General features: G+C 72.9%; 25 protein-coding genes. 6 read left to right on the top strand and 19 right to left on the bottom strand.

Going from position 1 to position 24792, the window contains the following annotated elements:
- The first annotated feature begins 56 nt into the window (after nucleotides 1-56).
- Nucleotides 57-1076, top strand: a complete 1020-nt coding sequence (locus M1D56_RS00390) for a GTP-binding protein (RefSeq protein WP_324013170.1) — start codon at nucleotides 57-59, stop codon at nucleotides 1074-1076.
- 11 nt (nucleotides 1077-1087) lie between these two features.
- On the opposite strand, the gene M1D56_RS00385 is transcribed toward M1D56_RS00390, so the two are convergent.
- The 4 genes from M1D56_RS00385 to M1D56_RS00370 form a co-directional block, all read right to left on the bottom strand.
- Nucleotides 1088-2410 (bottom strand): dihydrolipoamide acetyltransferase family protein, encoded by a 1323-nt coding sequence (locus M1D56_RS00385; RefSeq protein ID WP_456284296.1) that lies wholly within the window; start codon nucleotides 2408-2410, stop codon nucleotides 1088-1090.
- A gap of 12 nt (nucleotides 2411-2422) precedes the next feature.
- The gene (locus M1D56_RS00380; protein ID WP_271172633.1) at nucleotides 2423-3403 is read right to left on the bottom strand and encodes an alpha-ketoacid dehydrogenase subunit beta; all 981 of its coding nucleotides are present in this window, start codon (nucleotides 3401-3403) and stop codon (nucleotides 2423-2425) included.
- Nucleotides 3400-4539, bottom strand: a complete 1140-nt coding sequence (locus M1D56_RS00375; protein ID WP_456284295.1) for a thiamine pyrophosphate-dependent enzyme — start codon at nucleotides 4537-4539, stop codon at nucleotides 3400-3402. Before M1D56_RS00375 ends, M1D56_RS00380 begins: the two co-directional genes overlap by 4 nt.
- A gap of 115 nt (nucleotides 4540-4654) precedes the next feature.
- Nucleotides 4655-5728, bottom strand: a complete 1074-nt coding sequence (locus M1D56_RS00370) for a histidinol-phosphate transaminase (RefSeq protein ID WP_455969275.1) — start codon at nucleotides 5726-5728, stop codon at nucleotides 4655-4657.
- A 67-nt stretch (nucleotides 5729-5795) separates the two neighbouring features.
- Here M1D56_RS00370 and M1D56_RS00365 point away from each other — a divergent pair, with 67 nt between their 5' ends.
- Nucleotides 5796-6194, top strand: coding sequence for a phage holin family protein (locus tag M1D56_RS00365; RefSeq protein WP_271172630.1), 399 nt, complete (start codon nucleotides 5796-5798; stop codon nucleotides 6192-6194).
- Between the two features lie 6 nt (nucleotides 6195-6200).
- On the opposite strand, the gene M1D56_RS00360 is transcribed toward M1D56_RS00365, so the two are convergent.
- Together M1D56_RS00360 and M1D56_RS00355 are read right to left on the bottom strand one after the other, a co-directional pair.
- Complete coding sequence (locus M1D56_RS00360) at nucleotides 6201-7526, bottom strand: hypothetical protein (protein WP_456284294.1); 1326 nt, start codon at nucleotides 7524-7526, stop codon at nucleotides 6201-6203.
- A complete protein-coding gene (locus M1D56_RS00355) occupies nucleotides 7523-7783 on the bottom strand; it encodes a hypothetical protein (RefSeq protein ID WP_271172628.1) in 261 nt (86 codons plus the stop codon). Before M1D56_RS00355 ends, M1D56_RS00360 begins: the two co-directional genes overlap by 4 nt.
- Before the next feature lie 207 nt (nucleotides 7784-7990).
- Here M1D56_RS00355 and purB point away from each other — a divergent pair, with 207 nt between their 5' ends.
- The gene (gene purB / locus M1D56_RS00350) at nucleotides 7991-9373 is read left to right on the top strand and encodes an adenylosuccinate lyase (RefSeq protein WP_271172627.1); all 1383 of its coding nucleotides are present in this window, start codon (nucleotides 7991-7993) and stop codon (nucleotides 9371-9373) included.
- Between the two features lie 51 nt (nucleotides 9374-9424).
- Here purB and M1D56_RS00345 read toward each other — a convergent pair whose 3' ends face one another.
- Nucleotides 9425-9916, bottom strand: coding sequence for a MerR family transcriptional regulator (locus M1D56_RS00345; RefSeq protein WP_456284293.1), 492 nt, complete (start codon nucleotides 9914-9916; stop codon nucleotides 9425-9427).
- Between the two features lie 62 nt (nucleotides 9917-9978).
- Here M1D56_RS00345 and M1D56_RS00340 point away from each other — a divergent pair, with 62 nt between their 5' ends.
- Complete coding sequence (locus M1D56_RS00340; protein WP_456284292.1) at nucleotides 9979-10890, top strand: NAD(P)/FAD-dependent oxidoreductase; 912 nt, start codon at nucleotides 9979-9981, stop codon at nucleotides 10888-10890.
- Nucleotides 10891-10898: 8 nt separating this feature from the next.
- Here the strand turns inward: M1D56_RS00340 and M1D56_RS00335 are convergent, their stop codons facing one another.
- From M1D56_RS00335 to M1D56_RS00315, 5 genes are read right to left on the bottom strand one after another with little or no spacing between them, the layout of a single operon-like run.
- Nucleotides 10899-11756: a carbohydrate kinase family protein gene (locus M1D56_RS00335; protein WP_456284291.1), complete on the bottom strand. Its 858-nt coding sequence runs from the start codon at nucleotides 11754-11756 to the stop codon at nucleotides 10899-10901.
- Between the two features lie 25 nt (nucleotides 11757-11781).
- Nucleotides 11782-12543 (bottom strand): FHA domain-containing protein, encoded by a 762-nt coding sequence (locus tag M1D56_RS00330; RefSeq protein ID WP_271172683.1) that lies wholly within the window; start codon nucleotides 12541-12543, stop codon nucleotides 11782-11784.
- Nucleotides 12544-12550: 7 nt separating this feature from the next.
- Nucleotides 12551-13552, bottom strand: a complete 1002-nt coding sequence (locus tag M1D56_RS00325; RefSeq protein ID WP_456284290.1) for an RDD family protein — start codon at nucleotides 13550-13552, stop codon at nucleotides 12551-12553.
- A 1-nt stretch (nucleotide 13553) separates the two neighbouring features.
- Nucleotides 13554-14144, bottom strand: coding sequence for a hypothetical protein (locus tag M1D56_RS00320; RefSeq protein WP_456284289.1), 591 nt, complete (start codon nucleotides 14142-14144; stop codon nucleotides 13554-13556).
- 2 nt (nucleotides 14145-14146) lie between these two features.
- Nucleotides 14147-14539, bottom strand: a complete 393-nt coding sequence (locus M1D56_RS00315; protein WP_324013188.1) for a hypothetical protein — start codon at nucleotides 14537-14539, stop codon at nucleotides 14147-14149.
- A 162-nt stretch (nucleotides 14540-14701) separates the two neighbouring features.
- On the opposite strand from M1D56_RS00315, the gene M1D56_RS00310 reads away from it, so the two are divergent.
- Nucleotides 14702-15331, top strand: coding sequence for a TNT domain-containing protein (locus M1D56_RS00310; RefSeq protein ID WP_456284288.1), 630 nt, complete (start codon nucleotides 14702-14704; stop codon nucleotides 15329-15331).
- Between the two features lie 7 nt (nucleotides 15332-15338).
- On the opposite strand, the gene M1D56_RS00305 is transcribed toward M1D56_RS00310, so the two are convergent.
- From M1D56_RS00305 to M1D56_RS00275, 7 genes are read right to left on the bottom strand one after another with little or no spacing between them, the layout of a single operon-like run.
- Nucleotides 15339-15962: a hypothetical protein gene (locus M1D56_RS00305; RefSeq protein WP_456284287.1), complete on the bottom strand. Its 624-nt coding sequence runs from the start codon at nucleotides 15960-15962 to the stop codon at nucleotides 15339-15341.
- Nucleotides 15959-16249: a hypothetical protein gene (locus M1D56_RS00300; protein ID WP_271172618.1), complete on the bottom strand. Its 291-nt coding sequence runs from the start codon at nucleotides 16247-16249 to the stop codon at nucleotides 15959-15961. Before M1D56_RS00300 ends, M1D56_RS00305 begins: the two co-directional genes overlap by 4 nt.
- Complete coding sequence (locus tag M1D56_RS00295; protein WP_456284286.1) at nucleotides 16246-16698, bottom strand: hypothetical protein; 453 nt, start codon at nucleotides 16696-16698, stop codon at nucleotides 16246-16248. Before M1D56_RS00295 ends, M1D56_RS00300 begins: the two co-directional genes overlap by 4 nt.
- On the bottom strand, nucleotides 16685-21556 hold the full coding sequence (locus M1D56_RS00290) for a DNA/RNA non-specific endonuclease (protein WP_456284285.1): 4872 nt from the start codon (nucleotides 21554-21556) through the stop codon (nucleotides 16685-16687). The genes M1D56_RS00295 and M1D56_RS00290 overlap by 14 nt, the downstream gene beginning before the upstream one ends.
- Before the next feature lie 5 nt (nucleotides 21557-21561).
- A complete protein-coding gene (locus M1D56_RS00285) occupies nucleotides 21562-21870 on the bottom strand; it encodes a hypothetical protein (protein ID WP_456284284.1) in 309 nt (102 codons plus the stop codon).
- Nucleotides 21867-22898: a WXG100 family type VII secretion target gene (locus M1D56_RS00280; RefSeq protein WP_456284283.1), complete on the bottom strand. Its 1032-nt coding sequence runs from the start codon at nucleotides 22896-22898 to the stop codon at nucleotides 21867-21869. The genes M1D56_RS00285 and M1D56_RS00280 overlap by 4 nt, the downstream gene beginning before the upstream one ends.
- Before the next feature lie 54 nt (nucleotides 22899-22952).
- Nucleotides 22953-23246: a WXG100 family type VII secretion target gene (locus M1D56_RS00275; RefSeq protein ID WP_271172613.1), complete on the bottom strand. Its 294-nt coding sequence runs from the start codon at nucleotides 23244-23246 to the stop codon at nucleotides 22953-22955.
- Nucleotides 23247-23682: 436 nt separating this feature from the next.
- Here M1D56_RS00275 and M1D56_RS00270 point away from each other — a divergent pair, with 436 nt between their 5' ends.
- Nucleotides 23683-24663 (top strand): hypothetical protein, encoded by a 981-nt coding sequence (locus M1D56_RS00270; protein ID WP_456284282.1) that lies wholly within the window; start codon nucleotides 23683-23685, stop codon nucleotides 24661-24663.
- Nucleotides 24664-24792 lie beyond the last annotated feature (129 nt).

Below are 24792 nucleotides of genomic sequence, written 5' to 3'. Positions count from 1 at the left end.
TGGTTCTCACTAAGGTAGCGTGTGCAGACCCGCCTGCCCAACGGAAGGACCACCTCATGCCGCAGATCGACGTCGTCGCCGTGGTCGGCACGTGCCCGCCGGAGCGCCTCCGATACGCGGTCGAGACGGCCGAGCACACGGCGCGCACGGTCATCCCCGCGTCGCGCCTGGCCGTCTCGCTCGACCCCGTCGACGAGGCGATCGCCCTTGCGCCGTGGGTGGAGACCCGTGCGGGCGCCGTGATCGAATTCCCCACGGGCACGCCGACGACCGAGATCATCGGCGAGTTCGCGCATCCGTCGTCGCCCGCCCGCCTCGTCGGCGTCACGTGCGTCGTCGATGCGCCGCACCTGCTCGACGATCTCGGGCGCGACGACTACCTGGCCTATCGAGCGCCCGACGGGGGCAGGACGCTGCGGGCCGCCGCGCTCGCGGCCGTGACGCAGATCGAGTACGCCTCGACCGTCGTCCTCGTGGGCTGGGAGCGCCTCTCGACGCCCGACCTGTCGCTCGCGCTCGCGATCGTGAGCGCACTGAGCCCTCGCTGCCGCCTGCGCCTCCATCCGGCGCCGTCGTCCGCGCCCGAGCTCCGCACCGAGTACGCCGCCGTGCAGGAGCGCCCGGGGTGGATCGCCGTGCTCAACGACGACCATGCACCGCACATGACCGACGCGCGCGTGAGCGCGCTGCGCTACGAGGCGCTGCGCCCGTTCCACCCCGGTCGTCTCGCGGCCCTGCTCGACGGCCCCGTCGAAGCGGGCGCCTTCGGGACGGTGCTCCGCTCGGCCGGCTTCTGCCGCCTCGCGACGCGGCCGCACGTCACGGCGCACTGGGAGCACGTCGGGCGGATGCTGTCGTTCCAGCCCCTCGCGACCGACGACGACCTGGGCGTCGATGACGAGCTGCTCGCCGCCGGGCAGGACCTCGCGTTCATCGGCCTCGACCTCGATCGCGCCGGCCTCGTGGCCGCCCTCGACGCGGCGTGCCTCACGGACGACGAGTTCGCCGCCGGGCCCGAGGCGTGGGCCGGCCTGCCCGACCCGTTCCCCGCGTGGGAGGGTGCCGGCGCGGACTGAGCCCGGCGCGGTCAGTCGAGCAGGAGCGCCGGCTCCTCGAGCACCGACGCGATGTCGGCGATGAACCGGCTGATCTTGTCGCCGTCGATGATGCGGTGGTCGAACGACCCCGACACGGTCGTCACCCAGCGCGGACGCACCTCGCCGTCGACGACCCACGGCTTCTGGCGGATGGCCCCCATCGCGATGATGCCGGCCTCGCCCGGGTTGATGATCGGCGTGCCGGCGTCCATCCCGAACACCCCGATGTTCGTGATCGTGATCGTGCCGTCGCGCTGGTCCTCGGGCGTCGTCTTGCCCTCGCGCGCCGTGACGGTGAGCCGCTCGAGCGCCTTCGCGAGGTCGCGCATCGACATGCTCTGCGCGTCCTTGATGTTCGGTACGAGCAGGCCGCGCGGGGTCGCCGCCGCGATGCCGAGGTTGACGTAGTGGCGCACGTGGATCTTCGCGCCGTCCTCCTCCTCGACCCACGCCGCGTTGATCATCGGCGTGCGGCGCACCGCCCAGATGACGGCGCGCGCCATGATGAGCAGCGGGGAGACCTTGACGTCGGCGAAGTCGGGCGACGCCTTCAGCCGCTTGACGTACTCCATCGTCCGGCTCGCGTCGACGTCGGTCCACACCGACACGTGCGGCGCCGAGTACGCGGATCCGACCATGGCGTTCGCGGTCGCCTTGCGGACGCCCTTGACCGGGATCGACTCGACGCGGGAGGGATCGGATGTCCAGGGCTGGGCCTCGGGGGCCGCGGGCTCGGCCACGGGGATCTTCTCCTCGCGGACGGGCGACCACTCGGGCGTGGAGATGTTGCGGAACACCGACGCCTGCTCGGCGTGGCGCACGACGTCGTCGCGCGTCACCTCGCCGGACTGGCCCGTGGCGCGCACCTCCGACAGGTCGACGCCGAGGTCGCGTGCGAGCTTGCGCACGGGCGGCTTCGCGAGCACGCCGGCGGGCTTCGCGGGCGGTGTCTCGGGGCGCTTGCGGCGTCGGCGCGTCGACGCCTCGCCCCCCGATCCGTACCCGACGAGGACCGAGCCGCCGCCCTCCTTCGCGGCAGCGCCATCCGCAGCTCCTCGGGGCTCCTCGGGGGCCGCGTCGGCCTCCGCGATCGTGATGATGGCGGTTCCGACGTCGACCGTCTCGCCCTCCGACACGAGGAGCTCGCCGACGACCCCCGCGTAGGGCGAGGGCAGCTCGACGACCGACTTCGCCGTCTCGATGTCGGCGACGACGTCGTTGACCTGGAGCGCGTCGCCGGGCTTGACGCGCCACGCGACGAGCTCGGCCTCGGTCAGGCCCTCGCCGACGTCGGGGAGGTGGAAGGTCTGCATCCGTCGATCCTCTCAGTACGCGAGCGCGCGGTCCACGGCTTCGAGCACGCGGTCGGCGTCGGGCAGGAAGGCGCCCTCGAGCTTGGCGGGCGGGAAGGGGACGTCGAATCCCGAGACGCGCAGCACGGGCGCCTCGAGCGAGTAGAAGGCGCGCTCCGCGACGGTCGCCGCGATCTCGCTGCCGAGGCTCGTGAACTGCGGCGCCTCCTGCGCGTAGACCATGCGGCCGGTCGCGCTCACGGAGTCGATGATCGGCCCGTAGTCGACGGGCGAGAGCGAGCGCAGGTCGACGACCTCGCAGCTCGTGCCCTCCGCCTCGGCGAGCGCGGCGGCCTGCAGGAGCGTCGTGACCATCGCACCGTGGCCGACCAGCGTCACGTCGGTGCCGCGCCGCACGATCCGGCTCGCGTGCAGGGGCGCGGGCCGCTCGCTGCGGTCGACCTCGCCCTTGGGCCAATAGCGGCTCTTCGGCTCCATGAAGATCACGGGGTCGTTCGAGCGGATGGCGTCCTGGATCATCCAGTAGGCATCGTTCGGCGTCGAGGGGCTCACGACCCGCAGACCCGGGGTGTGCGTGAAGTACGCCTCGGGGCTCTCCTGGTGGTGCTCGATCGCGCCGATGTGACCGCCGTACGGGATGCGGATGACGACGGGCAGCGACAGGGCGCCCTCGTGCCGGTTCGTGAGCTTCGCGAGCTGCGTCGTGATCTGGTCGAACGCCGGGAACACGAAGCCGTCGAACTGGATCTCGACGACGGGGCGGAAGCCGTTCATCGCGAGGCCGATCGCGGTGCCGACGATGCCCGACTCGGCGAGCGGGGTGTCGAGGACGCGCTGCTCGCCGAACTCCGCGAGCAGGCCCTCGGTGATGCGGAACACGCCGCCGAGGCGGCCGATGTCCTCGCCCATCATGAGCACGCGCGGGTCGTCGGCCATCGCCTGGCGCAGGCCGGCGTTGAGTGCCTTCGCGAAGGTCAGGGTCTCGAGGGTCATGCGCGTCCCTCCTCGAACGAGGCCTCGTAGTCGGCGAGCCAGCGGCTCTGCTCGTCCATGAGGGGGTGCGGATCGGCGTAGACGTGCGCGAACATGTCGGCGGGCACGGGCGCCGGCAGCTCGACCGTGCGCTTGCGCACGTCGGCGGCGAGGTCGGCGCCCTCGGCATCGACCTCGGCGAAGAAGGCCTCGGATGCCCCGCGCGCGAGGAGGTACGCGCGCATGCGGGCGATCGGGTCGCGCTGCGCCCAGGCGGCCTCCTCGTCCTCCGTGCGGTACTTCGTGGGGTCGTCGCTCGTCGTGTGCGCGCCGCGGCGGTAGGTGACCGCCTCGATCGCACGCGGTCCGGGCGTCGAGCGCGCCTCGTCGAGCGCCACACGCGTCGCGGCGTAGCTCGCGAGCACGTCGTTGCCGTCGATCCGGACCGAGCCGATGCCGTAGCCGGCCGCGCGCGCGGCGAACGGCGCGCTGGCCTGGGTCGCGACCGGAACCGAGATCGCCCACTGGTTGTTCTGCAGGAAGAAGACGGTCGGGCTCTTGTACGAGGCGGCGAACACCATCGCCTCGTGCACGTCGCCCTCGCTCGATGCGCCGTCGCCGTAGTAGACGATCACGGCCTCGTCCTTTTCGGGGTCGCCCGATCCGGTCTTGCCGTCGAAGTTCAGGCCCATCCCGAAGCCGGTCGCGTGCAGCGTCTGCGAGCCGAGCACGAGCGTGTAGATGTGCGTGTTGCCGTTGCGCTCCTCCCACGGGTTCCACCCGCCGTGCGTGAGGCCGCGCATGAGCTTGATGATGTCGATCGGGTCGACGCCGCGGATGCGCGCGACAACGTGCTCGCGATACGACGGGAAGACGTGGTCGTGGGGGCGCGTCGCGCGCGCGGACCCGACCTGCGCGGCCTCCTGCCCGAACGACGGCGGCCACAGGGCGAGCTGCCCCTGCCGCTGCAGGAGCGTCGCCTGCTGGTCGAACGCGCGGATGACGGCCATGTCTCGGTAGAGCTGCTCGAGATCGGCGTCGCCGAGCGCTTCGATCACGGGCAGGTACCGCTCCGCCGCGGGGGACGGCGCGAAGGTCCCGTCCGGGGCCAGGACGCGAACCGTCTCCGGGTCGGTCAGGAAGTCTGACGAAGTCACTTCTCCACGCTAATCGCCCTGCGGCGGTCGGGCGGGGGAACACGGCGGACAACGGATCGCCGATTTCGTGGTCCGCACCCCACAGTCGTATGCGCCGCGGCGGATGCGCGGAGGATCAGAGACCCGGCGCGACGGCCGCGGCGACCTCGAGGATGCGCTCGACGGCCTCGGGCTCGCCGACCGAGATCCGGATGCCCTCGGGGAACGGCCGCACGATGATGCCGGCCTCCTCGAACGCGTCTGCGATCGCCTGATCCGCTCCGTCCAGCCACACGAAGTTCCCCTCGGCGGCCGGCACGCGCCATCCGAGCTCGCGCAGTCGCGCGGCGAGATCGTCGCGCCGGGCGACGATCTCGGCGACGCGCGCCTCGAGCTCGTCGGCCGCGTCGAGGCTCGCGAGCGCCGCCTCCTCGGCGTGCGCGGTCACCGACAGCGGGATGGCCGTGCTGCGGGCCGCGTCGAGCACGCGCGGGTGCCCGATCGCGTAGCCGACGCGGAGCGCCGCGAGCCCGTAGGCCTTCGAGAAGGTGCGGAGGACGACGACGTTCGGGTGCGCTTCGAAGACGCGCTCGGCGAGCCCGTCGACGCGCGCCGCGTCGGTCACGAACTCGGCGTAGGCCTCGTCGAGGAGCACGAGGACGTCGGCGGGGACCCGCGCGATAAACGCCGCGAACTCGGCCGCCGTGATGATCGGCCCGGTGGGGTTGTTCGGCGTGCAGAGCAGGATGACGCGCGTGCGATCGGTGACGGCGGCCGCCATCGCGTCGAGATCGTGGCGCCCGTCGGGCAGCAGCGGCACCTGCACGCCCGTCGCGCCCGCGACGAGGACGAGGCTCGGGTACGCCTCGAACGATCGCCACGCGTAGACGACCTCGTCGCCCGCCCCCGCGGCGGCCTGGATGAACGCGGCGAGCAGCGACACGCTGCCCGCCCCGACGATGACGCCGTCGGCCGTGACGCCGCAGCGCTCGGCGAGCTTCTCGCGCAGGCGGGCGGCCGTGGCGTCAGGGTAGCGGTTCAGCGCCGACGCCCCGCGGACGGCCTCGACGACGCTCGGAAGCGGGTCGAACGGATTCTCGTTGCTCGAGACCTTGAACCCGCCGACGCCCGCGGCCTTGCCCTGGCGATACGGCGGGAGGGCCGCGATCTCGGGACGGATGCGCGGGAGGACGGGCTCTGGCGTGGTCACGGGTCGATTCTAGGGACCGCCGCCGGATGGCCAGCGCGGATGCAGACGGCGGTGGAAGACTGCGGGCATGCGCTTCGTCATCCGCGTCGTCGTCAACGCGTTCGCGATCTGGATCGTGAGCCTCATCCCGTTCCTGCATGTCACCGTGACGCCGTTCGCGCCGGGCGGCGACCTGCAGCTCGTGCTCACGCTGCTCGCGATCGCGGCGGTCTTCGCGATCGTGAACACGATCGTGGGCACGGCGATCAAGATCGTCGCCTTCCCGCTGTTCATCCTGACGCTAGGCCTCATCTCCCTCCTGCTCAACGGCGTGCTGCTGTGGGTCACGGCCTGGGTGATGTCGTCGTGGGGATGGGGTCTCGGCCTCGACGGGTTCTGGCCAGCCGTGCTCGCCGGCATCCTCATCAGCATCATCAACTGGCTGTTCGGCGTCATCCTGCGCCCGCAGCAGAAGCGCGCCCGCTGACGCGGGTCAGAACGCACCGCCTCCCTCCCGCGCCGACCGCTCGGGCGACTTCTCGGGCCGGAAGTCGAACACCTCGACGGTCGGCGCCTCCTGCAGGTGCGCGAGGCGCTCGCCGAGCGCGGCGACCCTCGGATCCCCCGAGGCGTCGAACGAGCGCATCGTCTCGATGTACGCCTCGAGGCGATGCGCGGGGATCGCGACGTCGAACGGCGTGCTCGCCGGGTCGAGCGTGCGCTCGATGAGCACGCTCCGGTCGGAGCCGGGCGCATGCGGCGCCCCGCCGCCCACGAGCAGCGGGAACGGGTCGTCGTCGTGGCGCACCGTGACCACGACCGTGTCGGAGCGGGTGTCGAGCTCCATGGGCGCGCCGAGGGTCACGAGCGTCTGCACGTCGTAGCGCCCCTCGGCCGCCAGCCAGCCCGCGATCATGCCGCCCTGCGAGAACCCGGCCGCGTGCAGCACGTCGCCCGGCCGCGCCCCCGCCTCCTCGAGGGCGCGCTCGACGGCCTCGTACGCCTGCGACCGCTCGCCGCTGTAGAGGCGCACGTTCGAGTCCCAGTCGAGCACCGTGCCGCTCTCGCCCTGCGTGCCCGCGACGTACACGGCGAACTCGCGGCGGCCATCCGCGAGCGTGTACCGCTCGACGCGGATCGTCGCGTCATCGCCGTCGGGCACGCGGGACGCGAGATCGCCGAACGACAGCGGAGCGCGCCCCGGCTCCCCGCGTGCCCCCGGCCGCATCACCGGCTCGGGGGCGCGCCCGCGCAGGGAGGTGCCGTCGGGGATCCGCCCCGTGCGCGCGCGGCGCAGCCCCTGGATGATGAACGGCACGGGCGCGAACATGAGCGGAGCAGAGAGGCCGAACATCCCGAGCAGCCAGCCAGGGCCCCGGTCGATCTGCCGCAGGAACTCGCCGCCGTGCTCGGCGCGCCACGCGCTCAGCAGGCGCTCCGCCTCCTCACCCGCACCGGGGCTCCGCTGCTCGAGCTGCTCCTGGCGCATCCGCAGGAGCTCGGCGAGCGGGCCTCGCGCGTCTGCGTCCTGCTGCTCCATGAGCGCGCGCGCCTGCAGCTCGACCATCTCGTAGGTGTCGGCGGCGAAGCGCATCGCCCGCGCGATGTCTCCGGCGGATGCCGCGTCCGCCGCGACGGTCGAGGCGCACGCGTGCAGCCCCTCGACCGCCGCGAGCACGTCGCCGAGCAGGTGCGCGACGCCGCCGATCTCGCGCGCGAGGTCGCCCAGCCGAGCGGCGTCGCCATCCAGCTGCGCCGCGAGGGTGCGCAGCTCCGAGGGATCGACGGCCACGGCGCCGCCCGAGCCGACGTCGATCATGCCGCGGGGAAGAGCACCGTCGCCGCGGCGGACGGCAGCGCCCGCGCCTCGGCCTCGCACCGGAACGCCGCGCTGTGCAGGGCGGTGAGGAGGTCCCTGGCGGACGCGCGGAACCGGTCGGCCGCCTCCGACCGCCACGTCGTGAGCAGCGACACGCCCTCGACCGACGCCGCCACCTCGCGCAGCTCGCCGGCGATCTCGTCCATCCTGCGCTGGGCGATCTCGATCATCGCGGCCAGCTCGTCTTGCGTCATCATGCGTCCAGGATCGTGCGGACGGCGGCCCGGGAAGACGACGGAGCGGGCGCGTGGATGGCCCGCGCGCGTGTCGCCCGCCTGTGCACGCGGTGAGGGGCCGCGATGCCGCGCTGAGTATGATCGGGAGGGCCAGCCACGCCGCTGTCCCGCCGCTCCCTTCCGCCATCCGCACGCGAGCGCGCGCCAGCCCGTCACCGGAGGCTCATCGTGACCGCATTCCCCACCCAGCCCCTGAGCCCGCTCGACGGCCGCTACCAGGGTGTCGTCTCGCCGCTCGGCGACTATCTGTCGGAGGCGGGTCTCAACCGCGCCCGCGTCGAGGTCGAGGTCGAGTGGATCATCGCCCTCACCGACAACGCCCTCTTCGGCACCGCGCCCCTGTCGGGCGAGGACAAGGACCGGCTGCGGGCCCTCTACCTCACCTTCGGCCAGGCCGAGATCGACTGGCTCGCCGAGCGCGAGGCCGTCACGCGCCACGACGTCAAGGCCGTCGAGTACCTCGTGCGCGACCGCCTGTCCGAGCTCGGCCTCGACGCGATCGCCGAGCTCACGCACTTCGGCTGCACGAGCGAGGACATCAACTCCCTCTCGTACGCCCTCACGGTGAAGCGCGCCGTCATCGGCGTCTGGCTGCCGGCCCTGCGCGCGGTCGTCGAGCGCCTGCGCGCGCTCGCCCACGAGCACGCCGACGCGCCCATGCTCTCGCGCACGCACGGACAGCCCGCGACGCCGACCACCATGGGCAAGGAGCTGGGCGTCTTCGTGTGGCGCCTCGAGCGGGTCATCCGGCAGATCGAGGGCACCGAGTACCTCGGCAAGTTCTCGGGTGCGACCGGCACGTGGTCGGCCCACCTCGCGGCCGACCCGCAGGTGGCCTGGCCGAACCTCGCGCGCGACTTCGTCGAGTCGCTCGGCCTCACGTTCAACCCGGTCACGACGCAGATCGAGTCGCACGACTGGCAGGTCGAGCTGTACGACCGCGCGAAGCACGCCGGCGGCATCCTGCACAACCTCGCGAGCGACATCTGGACGTACATCTCGCTCGGCTACTTCGCGCAGATCCCCGTCGCGGGCGCGACCGGATCTTCGACCATGCCGCACAAGATCAACCCGATCCGCTTCGAGAACGCCGAGGCGAACCTCGAGATCGCGGGCGGCATCTTCACGACGCTCGCGCAGACGCTCGTCACGTCGCGCCTCCAGCGCGACCTCACCGACTCCACGACGCAGCGCAACATCGGCGTCGCGTTCGGGCACTCGCTGCTCGCGCTCGACAACCTGCGCCGGGGTCTCGGCGAGATCTCGCTCTCGCGCGACGTGCTCCTCGCCGACCTCGACGTCAACTGGGAGGTTCTCGGCGAGGCCATCCAGACCGTCGTGCGCGCCGAGGTCGTCGCGGGCCGCTCGCAGATCAGCGACCCCTACGCGCTCCTCAAGGAGCTCACGCGCGGTCGCCGCGTCGGCGCGGCCGAGCTGGCCGAGTTCGTGAAGGGCCTCGACATCGGCGACGAGGCGAAGCAGCGCCTGCTCGCGCTCACGCCCGCGACCTACTCGGGCCTGGCCGAGCAGCTCACGCGCACCTACCTCTGAGCCGGGTCCGGCCATCCGTCGTCGGCGGATGGCCGCAGCGCCCGCGCGGGATCAGGACGATCGCGCCGCGACAGGACCGATCGGCCCCTGCCGTCCTGCTCTCGGCGGATTCTCCTGCGCTCGCACGCCGGGGAACCCCATGCCGCGACGCGTGCCCGCGACGATGTCGGCCACGTTCGCGCGGAAGTTCGGGCAGGTCGAGATGTCGTGCGCGCGGCACTCGAGCGCGTGCAGCGCCATCGCGCGCGCCCGCTCGAGCGCGGCCATGCTCTCGTCGATCTCGGCGAGGTGGCGCTCGAGGATCTCATGCCGCCCGGCCGCGCCCGTGTCGACGAGCGCGCGGATCTGATCGAGGCTCATCCCGGCGGCCTTGCTCGCGATGATGACCGCGACGCGATACGCGTCGGCCTCGCCGTAGCGGCGCCGCCCCGCGCTGTCGCGCTCGGGCGCGAGGAGCCCGCGGTCCTCCCAGTGGCGCAGCACGTGCGTCGCCAGCCCGAAACGCTCCGCCAGCTCGCCGACCGTCCACGCACTTGACTTCATGTCGACATGAAGTCACACACTGGCCTCCTCCCGCAACCCGCACCATCCGGAAGGAGCCGCACATGCACGACGTCGCGATCATCGGAGGAGGCCCGGCCGGCCTCCAGGCCGCCCTCACACTGGGCCGGATGCACCGCTCGGCCGCGCTCATCGACTCGGGCATCTACCGCAACGCCCCCACGAGCGCGATGCACAACATCGTCACGAACGACGGACGCCCGCCCGCCGCGTTCCGGGCTGCGGCACGCGAGGAGATCGCCGCCTACCCGACGATCACGTCGGTCGAGGGGAAGGTCGTGTCGGTCACGGGCGACCTCGGAGCGTTCGCCCTCGAGCTCGAGAACGGCGATCGCATCGACGCCGGCCGCGTGATCCTCGCGACGGGCGTGGCCGACGCGCTGCCGGCCATCCCGGGGCTCGCCGACGCGTTCGGCGACGCCGTCGCGCACTGCCCGTTCTGCCATGGGCACGAGTTCTCGGGCGGACGCGTCGGCATCATCGGGGCCAGCGAGCACACGCCGCGCCTCGTCGCCATGCTCGCTCCGATCGCCGCCGAGACGGTCATCCTGCCCGGTGACGAGCCCGTCGCCCCGGAGGTGGCCGGCGTGCTCACGCGGCTGGGCGCCGCCATCCGATCGGGCCGGATCGCCGAGATCGCGCAGGAAGGCGATGGCGTCGCCGCGCGGTTCTCGGATGGCTCGAGCGAGCGCTTCGCGGGGATGTTCACGTCGACCGCGTGGCGGCAGGCCGCGCCGTTCGCCGCGGACCTCGGGCTCGCCATGAGCGACGGCGGAGCGATCGTCGTCGACGGCTTCGGCCGCACGAGCCGCGCGGGCGTGTACGCCGCCGGCGACATCGCGCAGCCGCCCGGCCTGCCGATGCCGCTGCACGCGGTCGCGGCCGCCGTCGCGTCGGGGCAGCTCGCCGGCGCCGCGTGCGTGCAGGATCTCGTGGCGGAGGCGCTGGGGAGGTAGGGGCGGGCTCAGTCGCCGACGGCGCTCTCGAGCGCGGGGTGCAGGTGCCGCGATCCGATCGCGATGCGGGCCTGCTCGGCGGCGGCGCGCAGGGCCTCGTCGACCGCCGCCCCGCGCGCCGTCGCCGCGAGGAAGCCCGCCATGAAGGCGTCGCCCGCGCCGTTCGTGTCGACCACGGTCGCGGGTGCGGCCGGGACCTCGAACCGCTCGCCCGACGCCGACAGGGCCACCGCGCCCTCCGCTCCGCGCGTGCAGACGGCCAGGCGCGGGCCGCGGTCGAGGCACGACCGCATGAGGGCCCAGGGGTCGTCGGTGCGGTCGTCGTTCATGAAGACGACGTCGGCCGCGCGGACGAACGGCTCGTGGAAGGCCGACGAGCCGTCGTAGTCGTGCAGGTCGATCCACAGCGGGGTCGCGGGCGACCGCTCGACGAGCAGCATCCCGAGCTCGCTCAGGTCGACGACGGCGATGTCGGCCTCCGCCACGGCGAGCGCGGCCGCGTCGACATCCGCCGACGGCGGCGTGGTGGGCGTCGAGACGTACAGCGATACGCGCGCGCCGGCGTCCGTCATGAGGTTGACGTGGCGCTCGGTGCGCTCCGACGCGACCCGGTCGACCGTGACCCCTGCCGCCTCGAGCGCCGCGAGAAGACGCGCGCCGTCGGCGTCGTCGCCGACGGGCGTCCGCAGGCGCACGTCGACGCCCAGGTCGGCGAGGTGCAGCGCCTTGCCGGCCGATGTGCCGCCCGCCGTGTGCCACGCGCGCTCGGCGAACTGCATGTGCGGAACGGGCTCGGGGAGCCGGTCGAGCACGATGAGGTGGTTCCAGGCGGAGGGGCCGCACACGACGACGCGAGGAGAGGGCATGCCCCCCATCCAACCGGATGGCGGGTCAGTCCTCCTCGGTCGAGTTCCGCAGCGCCTCGTCGTCGAGGAGCGGCAGGTCGGCGCGCGTCACGAGCTGCGACGACACCGCGTACTCGACGAGGCGCGCGCGGCGGTTCGTCGCGAGCTTGCCGGGTCCTCCGCGCAGGCCCTGCACGCCCATCCGGTCGAGCTTGTCGCAGACGTTGTCGAGCTTGCGGTTGAACTTGCTCATCGTCCACCCGAGCCGCGCGGCCGCGGCGCTCGACGACGGCAGCTCGCTCACGCTCACGCCCTCGCGACGCAGCATGGGCTCGGCGAGCGCGACGATGAGCACGCGCTGGAGGGGCGTGAAGCTCACCGGCATCACGGTCGTCTCGCCGCTCATCGACGTCTGCACCTGACTCGAGACCGCGTAGTGGGCCTCCTCCGTGTGCAGCCCGATCTCGTACGTCGTGGGGCCGGCGGTGAAGACGATCACGCTCTGCGCGAAGACGACGGGCATGCGGGCGCCGGGCGAGAGCCACGACTGCACCGCTCCGCCCGCGCTCGAGACGGTCGCCGCGAGGCGCGACCCGACGTTCGCGAGCCACCAGAGGCCGTCGTTGAACGACAGCTCGAGGAAGTGCCGGTGGAGGTACTGGTTGTCGTCGACCTCGAGGTCGCCCTCGCGGCCGATCGAGAAGCGCGCTCTCGGGCTCACCGTGAACCACTCGCCGGCGAACTCGACGCGGAGCGGGCGCTCGGCCCCCGGGACGGTGTCGGTGGGAGCGCTGTCGGGAGCGCTCATGAGGTTGTCAGACATGGAGGACCTCCATCGTGCGATCGCCGAAGCGGATGCGGTCGCCTGGGCGGATCGGAACAGGGACACCGACGGCGACAGGGTACTCGACGCCGGTTCGGATGACGCGCGTGCCATTGCCGGAACCGCGATCGAGGACCGCCATCCCTTCGGCCCGCACGTCGAGGGCGAAATGGGTCTTGGACACCGAGCGGGCGTCGTCGCGGACGGGCAGCGCGTAGGCGACGCGCTCGTCGGGCTCGGGTGCGGGCATCCGGCCGACGAGGCAGAGCCCCGAGACGAGGTACTCCTCGCCCGTGTCGAGGCGCACGCGCGCCTGTGCCGGTGCGGATGGCGCGGGCTCGGCCGGCGCGGACGGCACGGGCGCGGCGGATGGTGCCGACGCGGCGGATGGCGCGGCAGCGGATGGCGCGGGCGCGGCGTCGACGCGCGCCCTGGCCCGGCCGCGCGCGGCCTCGAACGCGATCGGGTCGGTCGGGTCGACCGCGCGCAGGTCGATGAGCCACGCGCGCGCCGCATGATCGTGCCAGCCGCGGCGGCGTCCCTCGCGATCCCACAGGGGCGACAGCAGCACGACGGCGGTTCCCACCACGGGCACGACGCCCGCAGAGACGGGGATGCCGGCCTTGAGGACCGCCCGCCAGAATCCGATCGGACGGAGCGTGTCGGCGCGGACGGTGCGCAGCTGCAGCAGCTGCTTGCCGAACGTCTGACCGCGCGAACCGTGCGAGGCGAGCTGCACGAGCCCGTAGACGACGAGGAGGAGCGCACCCGTCGCGGCGATGAGGATCCAGAGGAGCTCGCCGGTGAGGATGGCGCGGGGAGCAAGCGCGACCGGCGCCGCGAACACGGCGGCCGGGAGGGCGTCGATCGCCGCCGCGCCGATGCGGCGCCCGAGCGGCGCGGCCCGGAGGCCGAGCTGAGCGGCGCGGTCGACGCTCACGGGGGTCGGCTCCGGCGCCGCCTCCCGTGCGTCGATGATCGCCCAGCCGCTCATGTCACCCCGCGGGCGTCATCAGCGCCCGGGCGGGCGCGCCTTCGAACTCGAACGATGCGTGGCGCCCGTCGGCCGCCTCGAGCCACACGAAGACACGGCCGCCCTCGCGATCCTCGACGGTCTGCAGGATGGCCTTCCCCACGCCGGCGCCGCCGGCCGCGTCGGGGAACGACGCGAGGCCGCCGGACTGGATCTGCGCGAGCCAGCGGTCATACGCGCCGACGTCCCCGAACCGGGCGGTCCGGCCCGTGCGGATGCGGTGACCCGACGCGCGCTCGACCCAGTTGCGTGCGCGAAAGATCGCGGCATGGGCGAAGAGGAGGCCGAAGAGCCACAGGAACACGAGGGCGATCACGACCCCCACGAACCCCATCCCCGCGCCGCGGAACGGGCGCACGGGGTCGTACCCGGCCTGCGCCATCCCGCTGAAGTGCGCCCAGAACGCGGGCAGGCTCGCCGTGCCGATGATCGCGGCGAGCAGCAGCACGCCCGCGGCGATGCCGTACCCGACGAGCTTCTGTCGCGAGCGCTCCTGCGCGAACCGCTCGGGCTGCGCGCGGAGGAGCCCGCGCTCGATCTCCTGCAGGGCCATCCTCACCACCCCGGGAATCCCGCGCAGCCGAGCGCGAGACGGTAGAAGCCCGTGGACTGGTCGGTGAAGAGCCGGTAGGACTCCGCGGCGTCGCCGCGCTCGAGCGCCTCGACCATGCCGCGCACGGTCGAACGGGCCGTCGGGAGCCAGTCGGCGAAGGCTCCGGGCTCGATGCCCGAGCTGTCATCCTCGAGGATGGCCTGCACCTCGCGCGCCGCGACGAGCGCCTCCGCGATGCCCGTCGGGCTCACCGCGGCGCCGATGCTCACGGCGGTCAGCTGGGTCACCGGCTCGCGCAGCCGCTCGCAGCGCTGCGCGAGGGTGTCCGCGGTCGTCGACACAGTCCTGCTCCGCTCCGTGGGTCCTGCCTCGCCGTCGCGCGGGCGCGACGGCATTCGCGATCCTCCATGCTAGAGGCGCGGGCCATCCGCTCCCCGTCCGCGGCATGGGGAGTTCAGCCCATGCGCTTGCGCGGCACCCGGGACGTGCGCGCCAGCGGGTCGTCCTGCCCATGTCGGAGACCCGCGCCCGGCGGACGCGCTGGCTAGGCTCGAGGCATGTTCGACACGCTGCGGCAGGAACTCGCGCGCCGATCCCTGCACCCTCGGGCGGTGATCCTGCCCGGAGACGACGGCCCCGCGCTGGAGGGTGCACTGCGCCTCTCCCCCGACGCCGACGGATGGCTGCTGGACACTGTCGACTACGGGCGCGCCTTCGCGCTCGGGTCGGCGCCGGACGAGGACGCCGCCGCCACGCTCCTGCTCGCGTACCTGGACCGCCCGATCCCGGAGGAGACGACGCTGCCGGAGGCGGAGGTCGAGCGCGCCGTGCAGGATGCGACGGCGCATTTCGCCGATCTGCAGGACCGCGCGGCGAGCGGCTCGCTCCTCATCGAGCTGCCGTCGGGCGTTGCGCTGGACCGGATCGGCGCTCTCGACGGCACGATGCTCTTCCCCTACGGGACGGCCTACGAAGCACGCTCGCTCCCGCCGGTCGGCGTGCTGCCCAAGGGCTCGGAACGGCATACGTTCCTCACCCGGTCGAACGTGCTCGTGCGCGTCGAGATCGCCCAGCCCTGGTTCGGCCAGCGCGGCGGAGGCCTCCGCTGCACGCTCGCTCAGGACTTCGTCGGCATCCGCGACCTCGTCGTCGGCGGAGCGCTCGAGCGGATCCGCGTCGACGGCTGACGGCCGTTCAGTCGCGCAGGAGACCGAGCGAGGACTCGACAGCGCGCACCGCGACGGACGCGTCGGACGATCGCGCGAGCTCTCGCGCGGAACCCCGCTCGACGCGATAGGCGACGAGCACGCCGTCCTCCTCCGCGATGAGCCATTCCAGCTCCATGTCGCCCACCGCGAGCAGCACCCCTGCTCGACGAGGGAGCATGTCGAGTCCCGCGCGCGCGGCCAGATCCTCTGCGAGGCCCGGGACCGCGGACCGCGCGAGGTCGCCCGTGGCAGCCGGCGCGCCGAACCGCTCGATCGGCGTCCGCTCCCCCCGTGCGAAGTCCTCGTAGTCCTCTCGGCGCACGGTCTCCGCGTCCGCATGCCACACGGAGCCGTCGGGCGCGACGTACACGACGGCGTGCCCCGCTGCCCACACGACCGCGAGCTCTTCCGGACCCGCCGTCACCGCGTAGCGGAGGCTCTCCCGATCGAGATGCTCCCCGCGCTGCGCCGCGAGCCGGCCGAGGAGCTCTCTCGCCCAGGACGCGTGTCGGACCGCACGCGCACCCCAGATGTCGAGCTCGGCCTCGTCGACGAGGGGCGCGTCCGGGCCGTGGGGCGGAGGCGCCGAGAAGCTCGTGCGCATCGTCACCGGCGGCCGTCGCGCGGCCGGAACTGCTCCGGCGGCGTGCGCCGCCCCGACCGGAAGACCTCGATGGCCTCGTGCGGGGGCGCCCCCGACCCCGCGAACAGGACGGATTCATCGGCGGCGACGTAGATCCGCCCTCCGCCGCGCACGGCGTGCGAGACGACGACCGCATCGTCGTCCGGCAGCAGCTCGACGCCGAGCGGAGCCTCCTCCGACACCATCCGCCGCCAGTACGCCACACCGACGTCGATGAGACGCTGCTGCGCCGGGGAGGGTGATGCGCCGCTCACGACGAGGCCTCCTCGAGCTTGCGCTTCAGCCAGTCCGGCTGGTTCTCCGGATCGCGGGGGAACCGCTCCTGGTCCTGCGCCCATGCGCTCGCCGCCGGGGCGACGTGGAAGGCCGGCTCGCCGTCGTAGTCGTACCGGGCTTCGACCGATCCGCTCCGCGACACCTCGAGCTCGAGCGAGAACCAGGTCCCCTCGCCCGGCCGGTACATCGCCGCGCGGAGTCGCCTCCGAGGCAGCGCGACCGACGGAGCGTCGAGGAAGGGCTCCTCGCGTCCCTCCCGCACGAGGGAGATCGTGACATCCGCGACGCCGGCGACGGTCGCGGCGCGGTAGCGGATGGCCTCCCAGTCGTCGGGTGCGGCGCTCGCCAGGGTCCTCGCGATCTCCTCTCGGACCCGCGCTTCGACGAGGAAGGGGGGTTCGACCGCCGCGTCATCAGATGTCGTCATTGAAGAACTCCCTCATCTTCACCTGTCCGTTCTCCGTCCAGCGGACTTGGATGACATCCGGCGTCTTGGCGTTCCCATCGTAGATCGGCGAGATCCGCACCTCGATCGGCGTCTGCGGGTGGGCGCGGCGGAGGTCGGCCCAGTGCTGCTCGAGCGCGTAGAAGCTGTCCGCTCCGCTGTTCTGGTTGACGTCGCGGAGCATCGCGACGAGGTTGACGCTCTCGCCGCCGCCGCCGAACTGATTGCCGAACAGGTGCCCGCCGTCGTAGTCGGCTCCGCCCTGCCGACCGACACGGCTCTGCACGCTCTCCGATCGACGCGCGTCGTCGAAGTCGAGGCTGTCGGTGTGCGCTTCGATCGTCCGGCCCCGATGGTCCGTCTCGAACGTGTGGGTGCTGTTGCCGTTCTCCGTGGTCACGACGTAGGTCGTGCTCGGCTGCGGATTGTGGAGGTCCGGATTCAGTCCGTCCGAGCTGTACGAGGTCTCAACGCGGGTCACCGTGCCGGAAGCGTCGGTGTAGAACGTCCCCCGGCCCTTCACCTCGTAGACGGCGTTCGGCTCCAGCCCCCTCTGCTTCGCGAACGGCGTCCTCGGACGATCCCAGTCGACCGTGTACGTGTGCCGGCCCGCGGCGTCCTGTCCCGTGTGCACGGGCTGCATCCGCCGCCCGCCCGTCCGGTCCCCGTCCGAGCCGTCCCCGTCGGCACCGGCATCCGCGCCGTCGCCTCCGTCGACGACGTCGGACGGGTCGATCGACGCGTCCCAGTTCGTCGCGTCGGGCTCGTCCGGCGGCCACGGCGACCGCGTGCCGTCCTGGCCGTCGACGACCCAGACCTGCTCGCCGTCGAACACCGCGTTGAACCAGTGCCCGTCGAGGTCGTCGCCGCGGTCGACGCCGACGACGCAGTGGGAGCCGGGTCCCTGAGCGCGCAGCGTGGCCTCGATCTGATCCGGCGTCATCGGGGTCTGCGGCAGCCCCGTGCGCGCCTCCATCTCGTCGATGTCGAGCGTGCCGGTGTCGGCATCCCGGATCGGCTGGCCGCCCAGGAAGTCGTGCATGTTCGCCGCGACGTTCCCGCAGTTCTCGGCGTACCCGTTCGAGAGGTCGTACGGGTCATAGCCCGTGTTCGACTGCCCCAGCGCCTCGTCGATCTTGTCGCGGATCTGCTCGGGGCTGTCCTCGGGCGAGGGCGACCGCGGGTCGCGCTCGCCCTCCTGGGCCGCGGGCTGGTCGTCGGAGGCCGCACTCGTCTCGTCCGCGTCCGCACCGCCATCCGAGGCGTCCGCAGCGCCATCCGGGGCGCCCGCAGGGCCATCCGAGGCGTCCGCGTCGTGTCCGGTCGCGGCGCCGTTCCGCGTGCTCGATCCGTCGGACGCGTCCGGGGCATCGGGATCGCGGAGGTGGCCGCCGCGCTCGAGAGCCTCCTGCGACATCGGCCGGCCGCTGCCGTCGAGGATGCGCACCTGCAGGCCGCCGCCCGGCTGCCCGAAGGCCGGCGCGATCCGGGAGACCTCGATCCGCCCGCCCGGAGGGAGGCTCACGAGATCGCGGATCGTGTAGTCCGCGCGGAGGTTGCCCGGCGGAAGGGCGCGCGCCTCGAACGGCGTCCCGGGAAGCGAGAAGTAGTCGCCCTGGGGACCGCCCATGCGATCGAGCTGCCCGCCGTAGTTCTGGTGGAACACGTCCAGGTCGGTGATGTGCCGATACGACCCCGGGTCGCCGCCGTCGTTGCCGGGATACACCGGCCGGTTGTTCGCGTCGGTGTACCGCGACTCCCAGTCCGCCTGCGAGAGCGGGTTGCCGGCGTCGTCGCGCCCGTACGGGGCAGCGGGGTCCGTGACGAGGTGCTGCACGTCCGGGCGGACCGCGCCCGGGTGGGTGTACCGCGGATCGAGCTGCCCGCTGTTGCCCGGCCCGCGCGGGTCGCCGTAGGCCGGATCGATCGGGTTCGACCCGACGGGGCTCTGCGCGCGATCCCACCCGTTCCCGAACTGATCCGGCGAGCTCATCGGGTCGCTGGACGACGAGTCGCTCGACGACGAAGAGCCGTTGCCGGCACCCGCGCCATGACCGCCGGCGGCGCTGCCGGTTCCGGCTCCCGCCCCACGGAACGGCATCGCGCGCGGGGCGGCCAGAACGCCCGCCGCCGCGGTGGCGGAAGCCGCTCCGGCCGCGGCAGCCTCCTCGGCATCCTGCTGCTCCGCGTCCTGCTGGTCCGCGTCCTGCTGGTCGCTCTCGCCGTCGCGGGACTCCTCGGTGTCACCGGAGTCGTCGGTGTGGCTTGACTCATCGGCGTCGGACGACGCGTCGGCGTCAGACTCGGCCGAGGTCGCGGCCTCGGTTCCGGCGCCGTCGCCCGCGCTCTGCCCGGCATCCGCATCGGCCGGCGCCGCGTCCGTCTCGCGCGTCGATGCACGACCGGCGGCCGCGGCAGCGGGCGTCTGATCGCTGTCCGCAGCGGCGTCCGTGCTCGAGTCGGGCGACTCGGTGCTCGTCGAGCTCTCCTGCGGCGAGGCCGCGTCTGCGTTCGAGGCGGGGTCTGTCGAGCTCTCGGGCGATGCGCCCGAATCGTCAGCCGCAGGGGATTCCGCCGAGCCGTCCGACGGAGAATCCGTCTGCGCGCCCGACTCCGGGGAGGTGGCCTCCGGGGAGGTGGCCTCCGGCGAGGTGGCCTCGGGGGCTGTACCGTCCGGGGCCGTGGTCTCCGGTGTGGTGGCCTCGGGAGTCGTGCTGTCCGGCGCGGTGCTGTCCGGGGCCGTGCCATCCGGCGTGGTGCTGTCCGACGTCGCGCTCTCCGGGGTCGCGCCATCCGACGTCGCGCCCTCGGGGGTCGCGCCATCCGGCGTCGCGCCATCCGGCGTGGTGCCGTCCGGGGTCACGCTGTCCGGAGTCGTGCCATCCGGCGTGGTGCCGTCCGGGGTCACGCTCTCCGGGGTCGTGCCATCCGGCGTGGTGCCCTCGGGAGTCGTGCTGTCCGGGGTCACGCTCTCCGGGGTCGTGCCATCCGGCGTCGTGCTCTCCGGGGTGGTGCCGTCGGGCGACGTGGTCTCCGGGGTGCTCTGCGTCGCGTCGGGCGTCGTGCCATCCGTGCCGCTGTCGCCTGCACCGTTCTCCGGGGCAGAGCCGTTCTCCGGGGTCTCGGCCGAGGGGCCGTCGCCGGGGAGCTCGGCCGGCGCGTCGGGGCTCGCATCGGTGGGCACGTCGACGTGACCGCCGTCGCCTCCCGCGCCGCCGCCATCCGCTCCGCCGCCCGGGGTCGGGCCGTCGTAGTCCGACGTGCCCGCTCCGCCGCCGCCGGCGGTCGTCGAGCCGCCGCTGCCCACGCCGCCGGGGGTCGGACCGTCGTAGTCGGTGCGGCCCGTCCCGCCGCCGCCGCCGTTCGACGATCCGCCGCCGACGCTTCCGCCCGTGGCCGGGCTGTCGGGCAGGTTCGTCGTCGTGCTCGCGTTCTGGCTCGGCGAGGCGTTGCCGCTCGTGTCGCCCGCCGGGTTCGGCGTCACCGTGCGCCCGTTGTTGAGCCCGAGGGCGTTCCGGCCCGCGTTCACCGCGCTCGTGCCGCCGCGCATGCCGGTGGACATGACGCCGCCGATGATCATGCCACCCACCGCCGCGCTCAGCGGGTTGAACTCGGTGCCGTTCATCGCGGCATCCACCGCGCCGCTCGCGAGGCCGTCGAGCGCACCGCCCGCCGTCTCGCCGCCGACCTCGCGCAGCCCGCTCCGGAAGCCGGGGCCGCCCGATCCGCCGAGCCCGCGCGAGACCGGGGAGGCGACCGCGCCGCCCGCGAACGCCGAGATGAAGGCCGTGCCGACATCCTGCTGCTGATAGGACGGGTCGTTCTCGTCGTGCGCGGCGTTCATGATCGCCGTCGAGACGGAACTCGAGATCGCCGACTGGAGGCCCTCACGGCCCGCGGCGAGCGCGGCGCGTGCCGTCACCCCGCGCGCCCCGCGCATCGCGCGGAGGGCGTTCTTCAGCTTGTCGATGAGGTTCTTGATCTTGATGGCCCAGCGCACGACGGTCGCGGCGGCCTTGGCGGAGCCCGCGATCGCGCCGAGCCCGAAGGTGAGGGCGCCGAGGATGCCCGTGATCGCGAGATCCACGGCGAGCTCGAGCGCCATCTGCTGCAGGAAGTCCTTCAGCTGCTCGCGCATGATCTTGAGCTGCTCGACGAAGTCGTCGATGCGCGTCGCGAGGCTCTCGGCGTTGCCGGCGATCGCGGTCGTGGAGGCGCGGAGGCCGTCATGCGACGTCTGGACCATCGCCTGCTGCGGCAGGCTCATGCCGCCGATCCACGAGAGCGCGCCGTCGGCGGTCGTGCCGCAGGTGCGCACCGTCGTCGCGAGGGTGATCCACGCGGTCGATCCGCGCGCGAGCTTGTCCTCGTCGCCCGTGGGGATCACGACGCCGACCTGCTGGAGGCCCCACTCGATGATCTCCTGGAACTCGCCGAGCACGCCGGGGAGCCCCGGGCCGAGCGCCGAGGGGGCGTCGATGCCCTTCTCGTCCTTGACCTCGGTCGCCGTCGCCTTCTCGATCGTCGGAGTCTGACCCGCACCGGGAGACTGCGCGGCGCGGTACATCCGCGCGGTGTTCTCGAGCGCGGCGGCCATGATCCAGTAGCCGTTCGCGATGCTCTGGACCGACTGGAGAACGGCCGTGGCGGTCGCGTCGTAGCCGTCGTCGCCGCCGCCGGCGAAGTCCTCGGCGGCGTTGTCGTCGCCGGCCATGCCCGCGACGCCGCTCAGCGATCCCTTCGCGACCGAGACGGCCGATTCGAGCTGCTGCGCGGCGTTCCGATACGTGGCGGCATCGGCCTCGATCGTGGCCGCGGTGATCTTCACTTCTTTCGACATCGTGCCTATCCCAGAGCCGCCGCGAGGGTCGACCAGTAGTCCTCCATCGCGTCGACCGAGGTCTCGTACGCGACCTGAGAGGCGTGCACCTGCTTCTGCAGGCCCTCCGCACTCAGGCGCATGGCCTCGGCGCCGAGCGCCCAGGAGTTGAACGCGCCGAGGAACGCCTGCATGGCGGGCCCCTGCCACTCGTTCGGGAGCATGTACGCGAACCCGGACGCCCCGCTCCGGAGCGCGTCGCAGTAGCCCACGAGCTCGGTCATCGCCTGCTCGAGCGCCTTGAGCTCGGCGGAATCGGCCTGCTGATCGGTCATCGCTCCCCCTGCGTGTCATCGAACGAGAGCTCGACGTCGGCCTGCAGCGACTCGGCCTGCAGGGACGGGCTCTCGAAGCTCACTGCGCCCATCTCGGCCCGGAGCGACTCGGCCTGCAGCGACGGGGCCTCGACCCGCTGCTCGCCGACGAAGGCCTCGAAGGACGGCGCATCGAGCGATGGCGCCTCGGCGCGCTGCTCCGGTGCGGGCCGCTCGAACTCGGCGGGCACGGCGTCGCCGTGGATCGACGAGTCCGCAGCCGGCGGCAGATCGGCGGGAGCCGGGTGCCCCTGGGCGTCGAGCCCGGCGGCGTCCTCGCCCGCGTCCGCACCGCCATCCGCTGGCGCGCCGCCATCCGCTGCTGCGCCGCCGTCCGAGGCGTCGTCGCCGGCGTCGACGGCGTCCTCGGGCTTCTGCACGACGCCGTCCTCGGTCTCGACGAAGCCCGCCTCGAGCTCGCTGTCGTCGCCGTGCAGCTCCTCGACCGACCCGTCCGACAGGAACGGCGTCGTGCCGATCGAGTCGTCGTCGCCGTCGCCGTCGGTGTCGCCCGAGCCGCCGCCCGTGTAGCGGCCCTTCGAACCGCCGAGAGCGCCTCCCCCGAAGCGCTCGACCTCGTCGTCGCCCGCGTAGTCGCGGCCGAAGAACTCGGCCATGTCCTCGGCGCGGGCCTCGCCTCGGGCGACGCCCTCCTCGAACTGCACGGCGTGCTTGCGCAGGCCCTGCACGCTCGGCACCGTCTGCGCCATCCCCTGGCGGAGCCCGCTCTCGGTCGTGTCGTAGCTCACGCCGGCGGAGATGAGGCCGTTCTGCAGTCCGGTCAGCGACAGGCGCACCTGCTCGGAGAGGGCGACGAACCGCGACCAGTTCTGCCGGAACGACTCGGCGTCGTCGCCCTTCCAGTTCTGAAGCGCGTTCTGGACCTGCGAGTCGACCGACGAGATGTTGCCGTCGAACGTCGCGATCACCGAGCCGAGAAGGCCCGCGACCTCGGCGAGCGACTCGGCCCGCACCCTGAACTGCACCATGGAAGCCCCCTACGCAGCGCGGTCGTCGGCGCGGACGCCGACGACCGCGACGGATCAGCCGTTGAACGTCGCGGCGATCGCCGACTCGCTGTCCTCGTACGAGAGCGCGGCCTGGTTGAGGAGGTCGCTGATCCCCTGCAGCGACTCCTTGAGCTGGATGCCCGCCTGGTCCCACTGCGAGTAGAGCTCGTTGAAGCTCTGCGACGCCTGGCCGTTCCAGTCGCCCGCGATGAGGCCCTCGACGAGGGACTTGAGGTTCGACAGCTGCGACTCGATCGACTGCGATCCGCTCGAGAGCTGTCCCGCGACGCTGGCGAGCGACTCGGATGTGACCTTGATCTCTGCCATTTCTTCCTCCGTGGTGTGACCGCGCTGCGCGGTGAAGTCGTGCCCCCTGACCCCAGATGATCGGGGTCGCCTCCACGCTAGCCGCGGGCCCGAAATCCGTCTGTGGGGAGGAGTGCCCAGGCGCAGCCGGCGGACCGGCGGCAGGGGATGTCGCCGGCGTCGACGCCGAGGGCGTCTCCCGGACGCTCTCGACGCCCTCTGCACAGCGCCGCCGTCGACGCGCCGACATCCGCCGGGATCCGCCGGGACCCGCCGGGATCCGCCGGGATCCGCCCCCGGCACGAGCGCCACCACCGCCCAGGTCGCAGTTTGCGGCCCCAAATCGACGATGGGGGCCGCGAACTGCGACCGGAACGCGCGTGAACCGCCAGCCAGAGCTCGCGGTGGCTGTGGAGAGCGCGGACGCGCCTCGGCGCGCTGGTGCGACGGTGAGGAGATGGGCCAGCACCGGATGAACCTCCCGCAGGATCTCGGCGACACCTTCGCCGTGCGCGACGCACGCGCGCTGGGCGTCGGGGAGAAGCGCCTGCGCGCGGCCGATCTCGGGCGCCCGTTTCGCGGCATCCGCACGGTCGACCTGGCTCCGTGCGAGGTCGAGGACCCTTACGAACGGCAGCGGCAGCAGCGGCTCCGACTCGCCAGGGCGTACGCGCATCGCCTGCACCCGGGGCATTTCTTCTGCCGCGAGACGGCAGCGTCGGTCTGGGGCGCGCCGCTGCCCCTCGTGTTCACGCCGGACGGAGCTGTCGCGGACGAGACGCACCTCGGCGTCCACGTGGGTGTGATCGGACCGACGGCGCTTCCTCGCGCTCGAGGCGTCATCCGGCACCGCGCGCAGGCGAAGATGACGTCGCTCCGCGAGCACGCCGGCCTGCTCATGACCTCGCCGGCGACAACCTGGGCCGGCCTCGGAACTCTTCCACTGCCGGATCTCATCGCTCTCGGCGACTTCTTCTGCCGAGTCTGGCGCGAAGGCGTCGGCCGGCCGACGCCCGGACGGCCTCCCCTCGCCACCGTCGCGCAGCTCGAGGCCGCGCTCGCGACCGGCCGGTGGCAGGGAATCGTCAGGCTGCGCGAGGCGGTCGGATGGATCCGTCCCGACGCCTGGTCGCCCAAGGAATCGCGCGTCCGGTTCGAGCTCGTCTGCGGCGGATTGCCGGAGCCGGAGCTCAACGGCGACGTGTTCGACGATTCCGGACGATTCCTCGCCTGCGTCGACATGCTCTACCGCCGCGAGCGCGTGGCTATCGAGTACCTCGGGATGCTGCACGGCGCCTCGTGGGCCCGCGACGTGGAGCGCATCGCGTCACTGCGCGCAGCGGGGTGGACGGTCGTCGAGGTCACCGCACCGCTGCTGGCGAATCCGCGCGAGCTCGTCCGACGCGTGCGTGACGCGCTCGGCAGCCGTCGCGCCTGATCCCGGTCGCACTTCCCGGCCCCAAACAGCCGAATACAGCCGCGAACTGCGACCCCGACAGCCGCGCCCACCACTCCGGTCGCACTTCCCGGCCCCAAACAGCCGAACACGGCCGCAAAGTGCGACCCC

It is taken from the genome of Microbacterium sp. JZ101 (genome assembly GCF_053903175.1).
This window is presented reverse-complemented; position numbering and strand designations above follow the sequence as displayed.

Excerpts from the sequence above, each read along its gene's own strand:
- M1D56_RS00320 (WP_456284289.1), bottom strand. The coding sequence starts at position 14,144 with ATGGCCCTGCAGGAGATCGAGCGCGGGCTCCTCCGCGCGCAGCCCGAG.
- M1D56_RS00360 (WP_456284294.1), bottom strand. The coding sequence starts at position 7,526 with ATGATCGACGTCGGCTCGGGCGGCGCCGTGGCCGTCGATCCCTCGGAG.
- M1D56_RS00385 (WP_456284296.1), bottom strand. The coding sequence starts at position 2,410 with ATGCAGACCTTCCACCTCCCCGACGTCGGCGAGGGCCTGACCGAGGCC.
- M1D56_RS00345 (WP_456284293.1), bottom strand. The coding sequence starts at position 9,916 with ATGAAGTCAAGTGCGTGGACGGTCGGCGAGCTGGCGGAGCGTTTCGGG.
- M1D56_RS00365 (WP_271172630.1), top strand. The coding sequence starts at position 5,796 with ATGCGCTTCGTCATCCGCGTCGTCGTCAACGCGTTCGCGATCTGGATC.
- M1D56_RS00315 (WP_324013188.1), bottom strand. The coding sequence starts at position 14,539 with ATGCCGTCGCGCCCGCGCGACGGCGAGGCAGGACCCACGGAGCGGAGC.
- M1D56_RS00340 (WP_456284292.1), top strand. The coding sequence starts at position 9,979 with ATGCACGACGTCGCGATCATCGGAGGAGGCCCGGCCGGCCTCCAGGCC.
- M1D56_RS00310 (WP_456284288.1), top strand. The coding sequence starts at position 14,702 with ATGTTCGACACGCTGCGGCAGGAACTCGCGCGCCGATCCCTGCACCCT.
- M1D56_RS00270 (WP_456284282.1), top strand. The coding sequence starts at position 23,683 with ATGGGCCAGCACCGGATGAACCTCCCGCAGGATCTCGGCGACACCTTC.
- M1D56_RS00295 (WP_456284286.1), bottom strand. The coding sequence starts at position 16,698 with ATGACGACATCTGATGACGCGGCGGTCGAACCCCCCTTCCTCGTCGAA.
- M1D56_RS00390 (WP_324013170.1), top strand. The coding sequence starts at position 57 with ATGCCGCAGATCGACGTCGTCGCCGTGGTCGGCACGTGCCCGCCGGAG.
- M1D56_RS00335 (WP_456284291.1), bottom strand. The coding sequence starts at position 11,756 with ATGCCCTCTCCTCGCGTCGTCGTGTGCGGCCCCTCCGCCTGGAACCAC.
- M1D56_RS00325 (WP_456284290.1), bottom strand. The coding sequence starts at position 13,552 with ATGAGCGGCTGGGCGATCATCGACGCACGGGAGGCGGCGCCGGAGCCG.
- M1D56_RS00285 (WP_456284284.1), bottom strand. The coding sequence starts at position 21,870 with ATGACCGATCAGCAGGCCGATTCCGCCGAGCTCAAGGCGCTCGAGCAG.
- M1D56_RS00275 (WP_271172613.1), bottom strand. The coding sequence starts at position 23,246 with ATGGCAGAGATCAAGGTCACATCCGAGTCGCTCGCCAGCGTCGCGGGA.
- M1D56_RS00290 (WP_456284285.1), bottom strand. The coding sequence starts at position 21,556 with ATGTCGAAAGAAGTGAAGATCACCGCGGCCACGATCGAGGCCGATGCC.
- M1D56_RS00380 (WP_271172633.1), bottom strand. The coding sequence starts at position 3,403 with ATGACCCTCGAGACCCTGACCTTCGCGAAGGCACTCAACGCCGGCCTG.
- M1D56_RS00280 (WP_456284283.1), bottom strand. The coding sequence starts at position 22,898 with ATGGTGCAGTTCAGGGTGCGGGCCGAGTCGCTCGCCGAGGTCGCGGGC.
- M1D56_RS00355 (WP_271172628.1), bottom strand. The coding sequence starts at position 7,783 with ATGATGACGCAAGACGAGCTGGCCGCGATGATCGAGATCGCCCAGCGC.
- M1D56_RS00330 (WP_271172683.1), bottom strand. The coding sequence starts at position 12,543 with ATGAGCGCTCCCGACAGCGCTCCCACCGACACCGTCCCGGGGGCCGAG.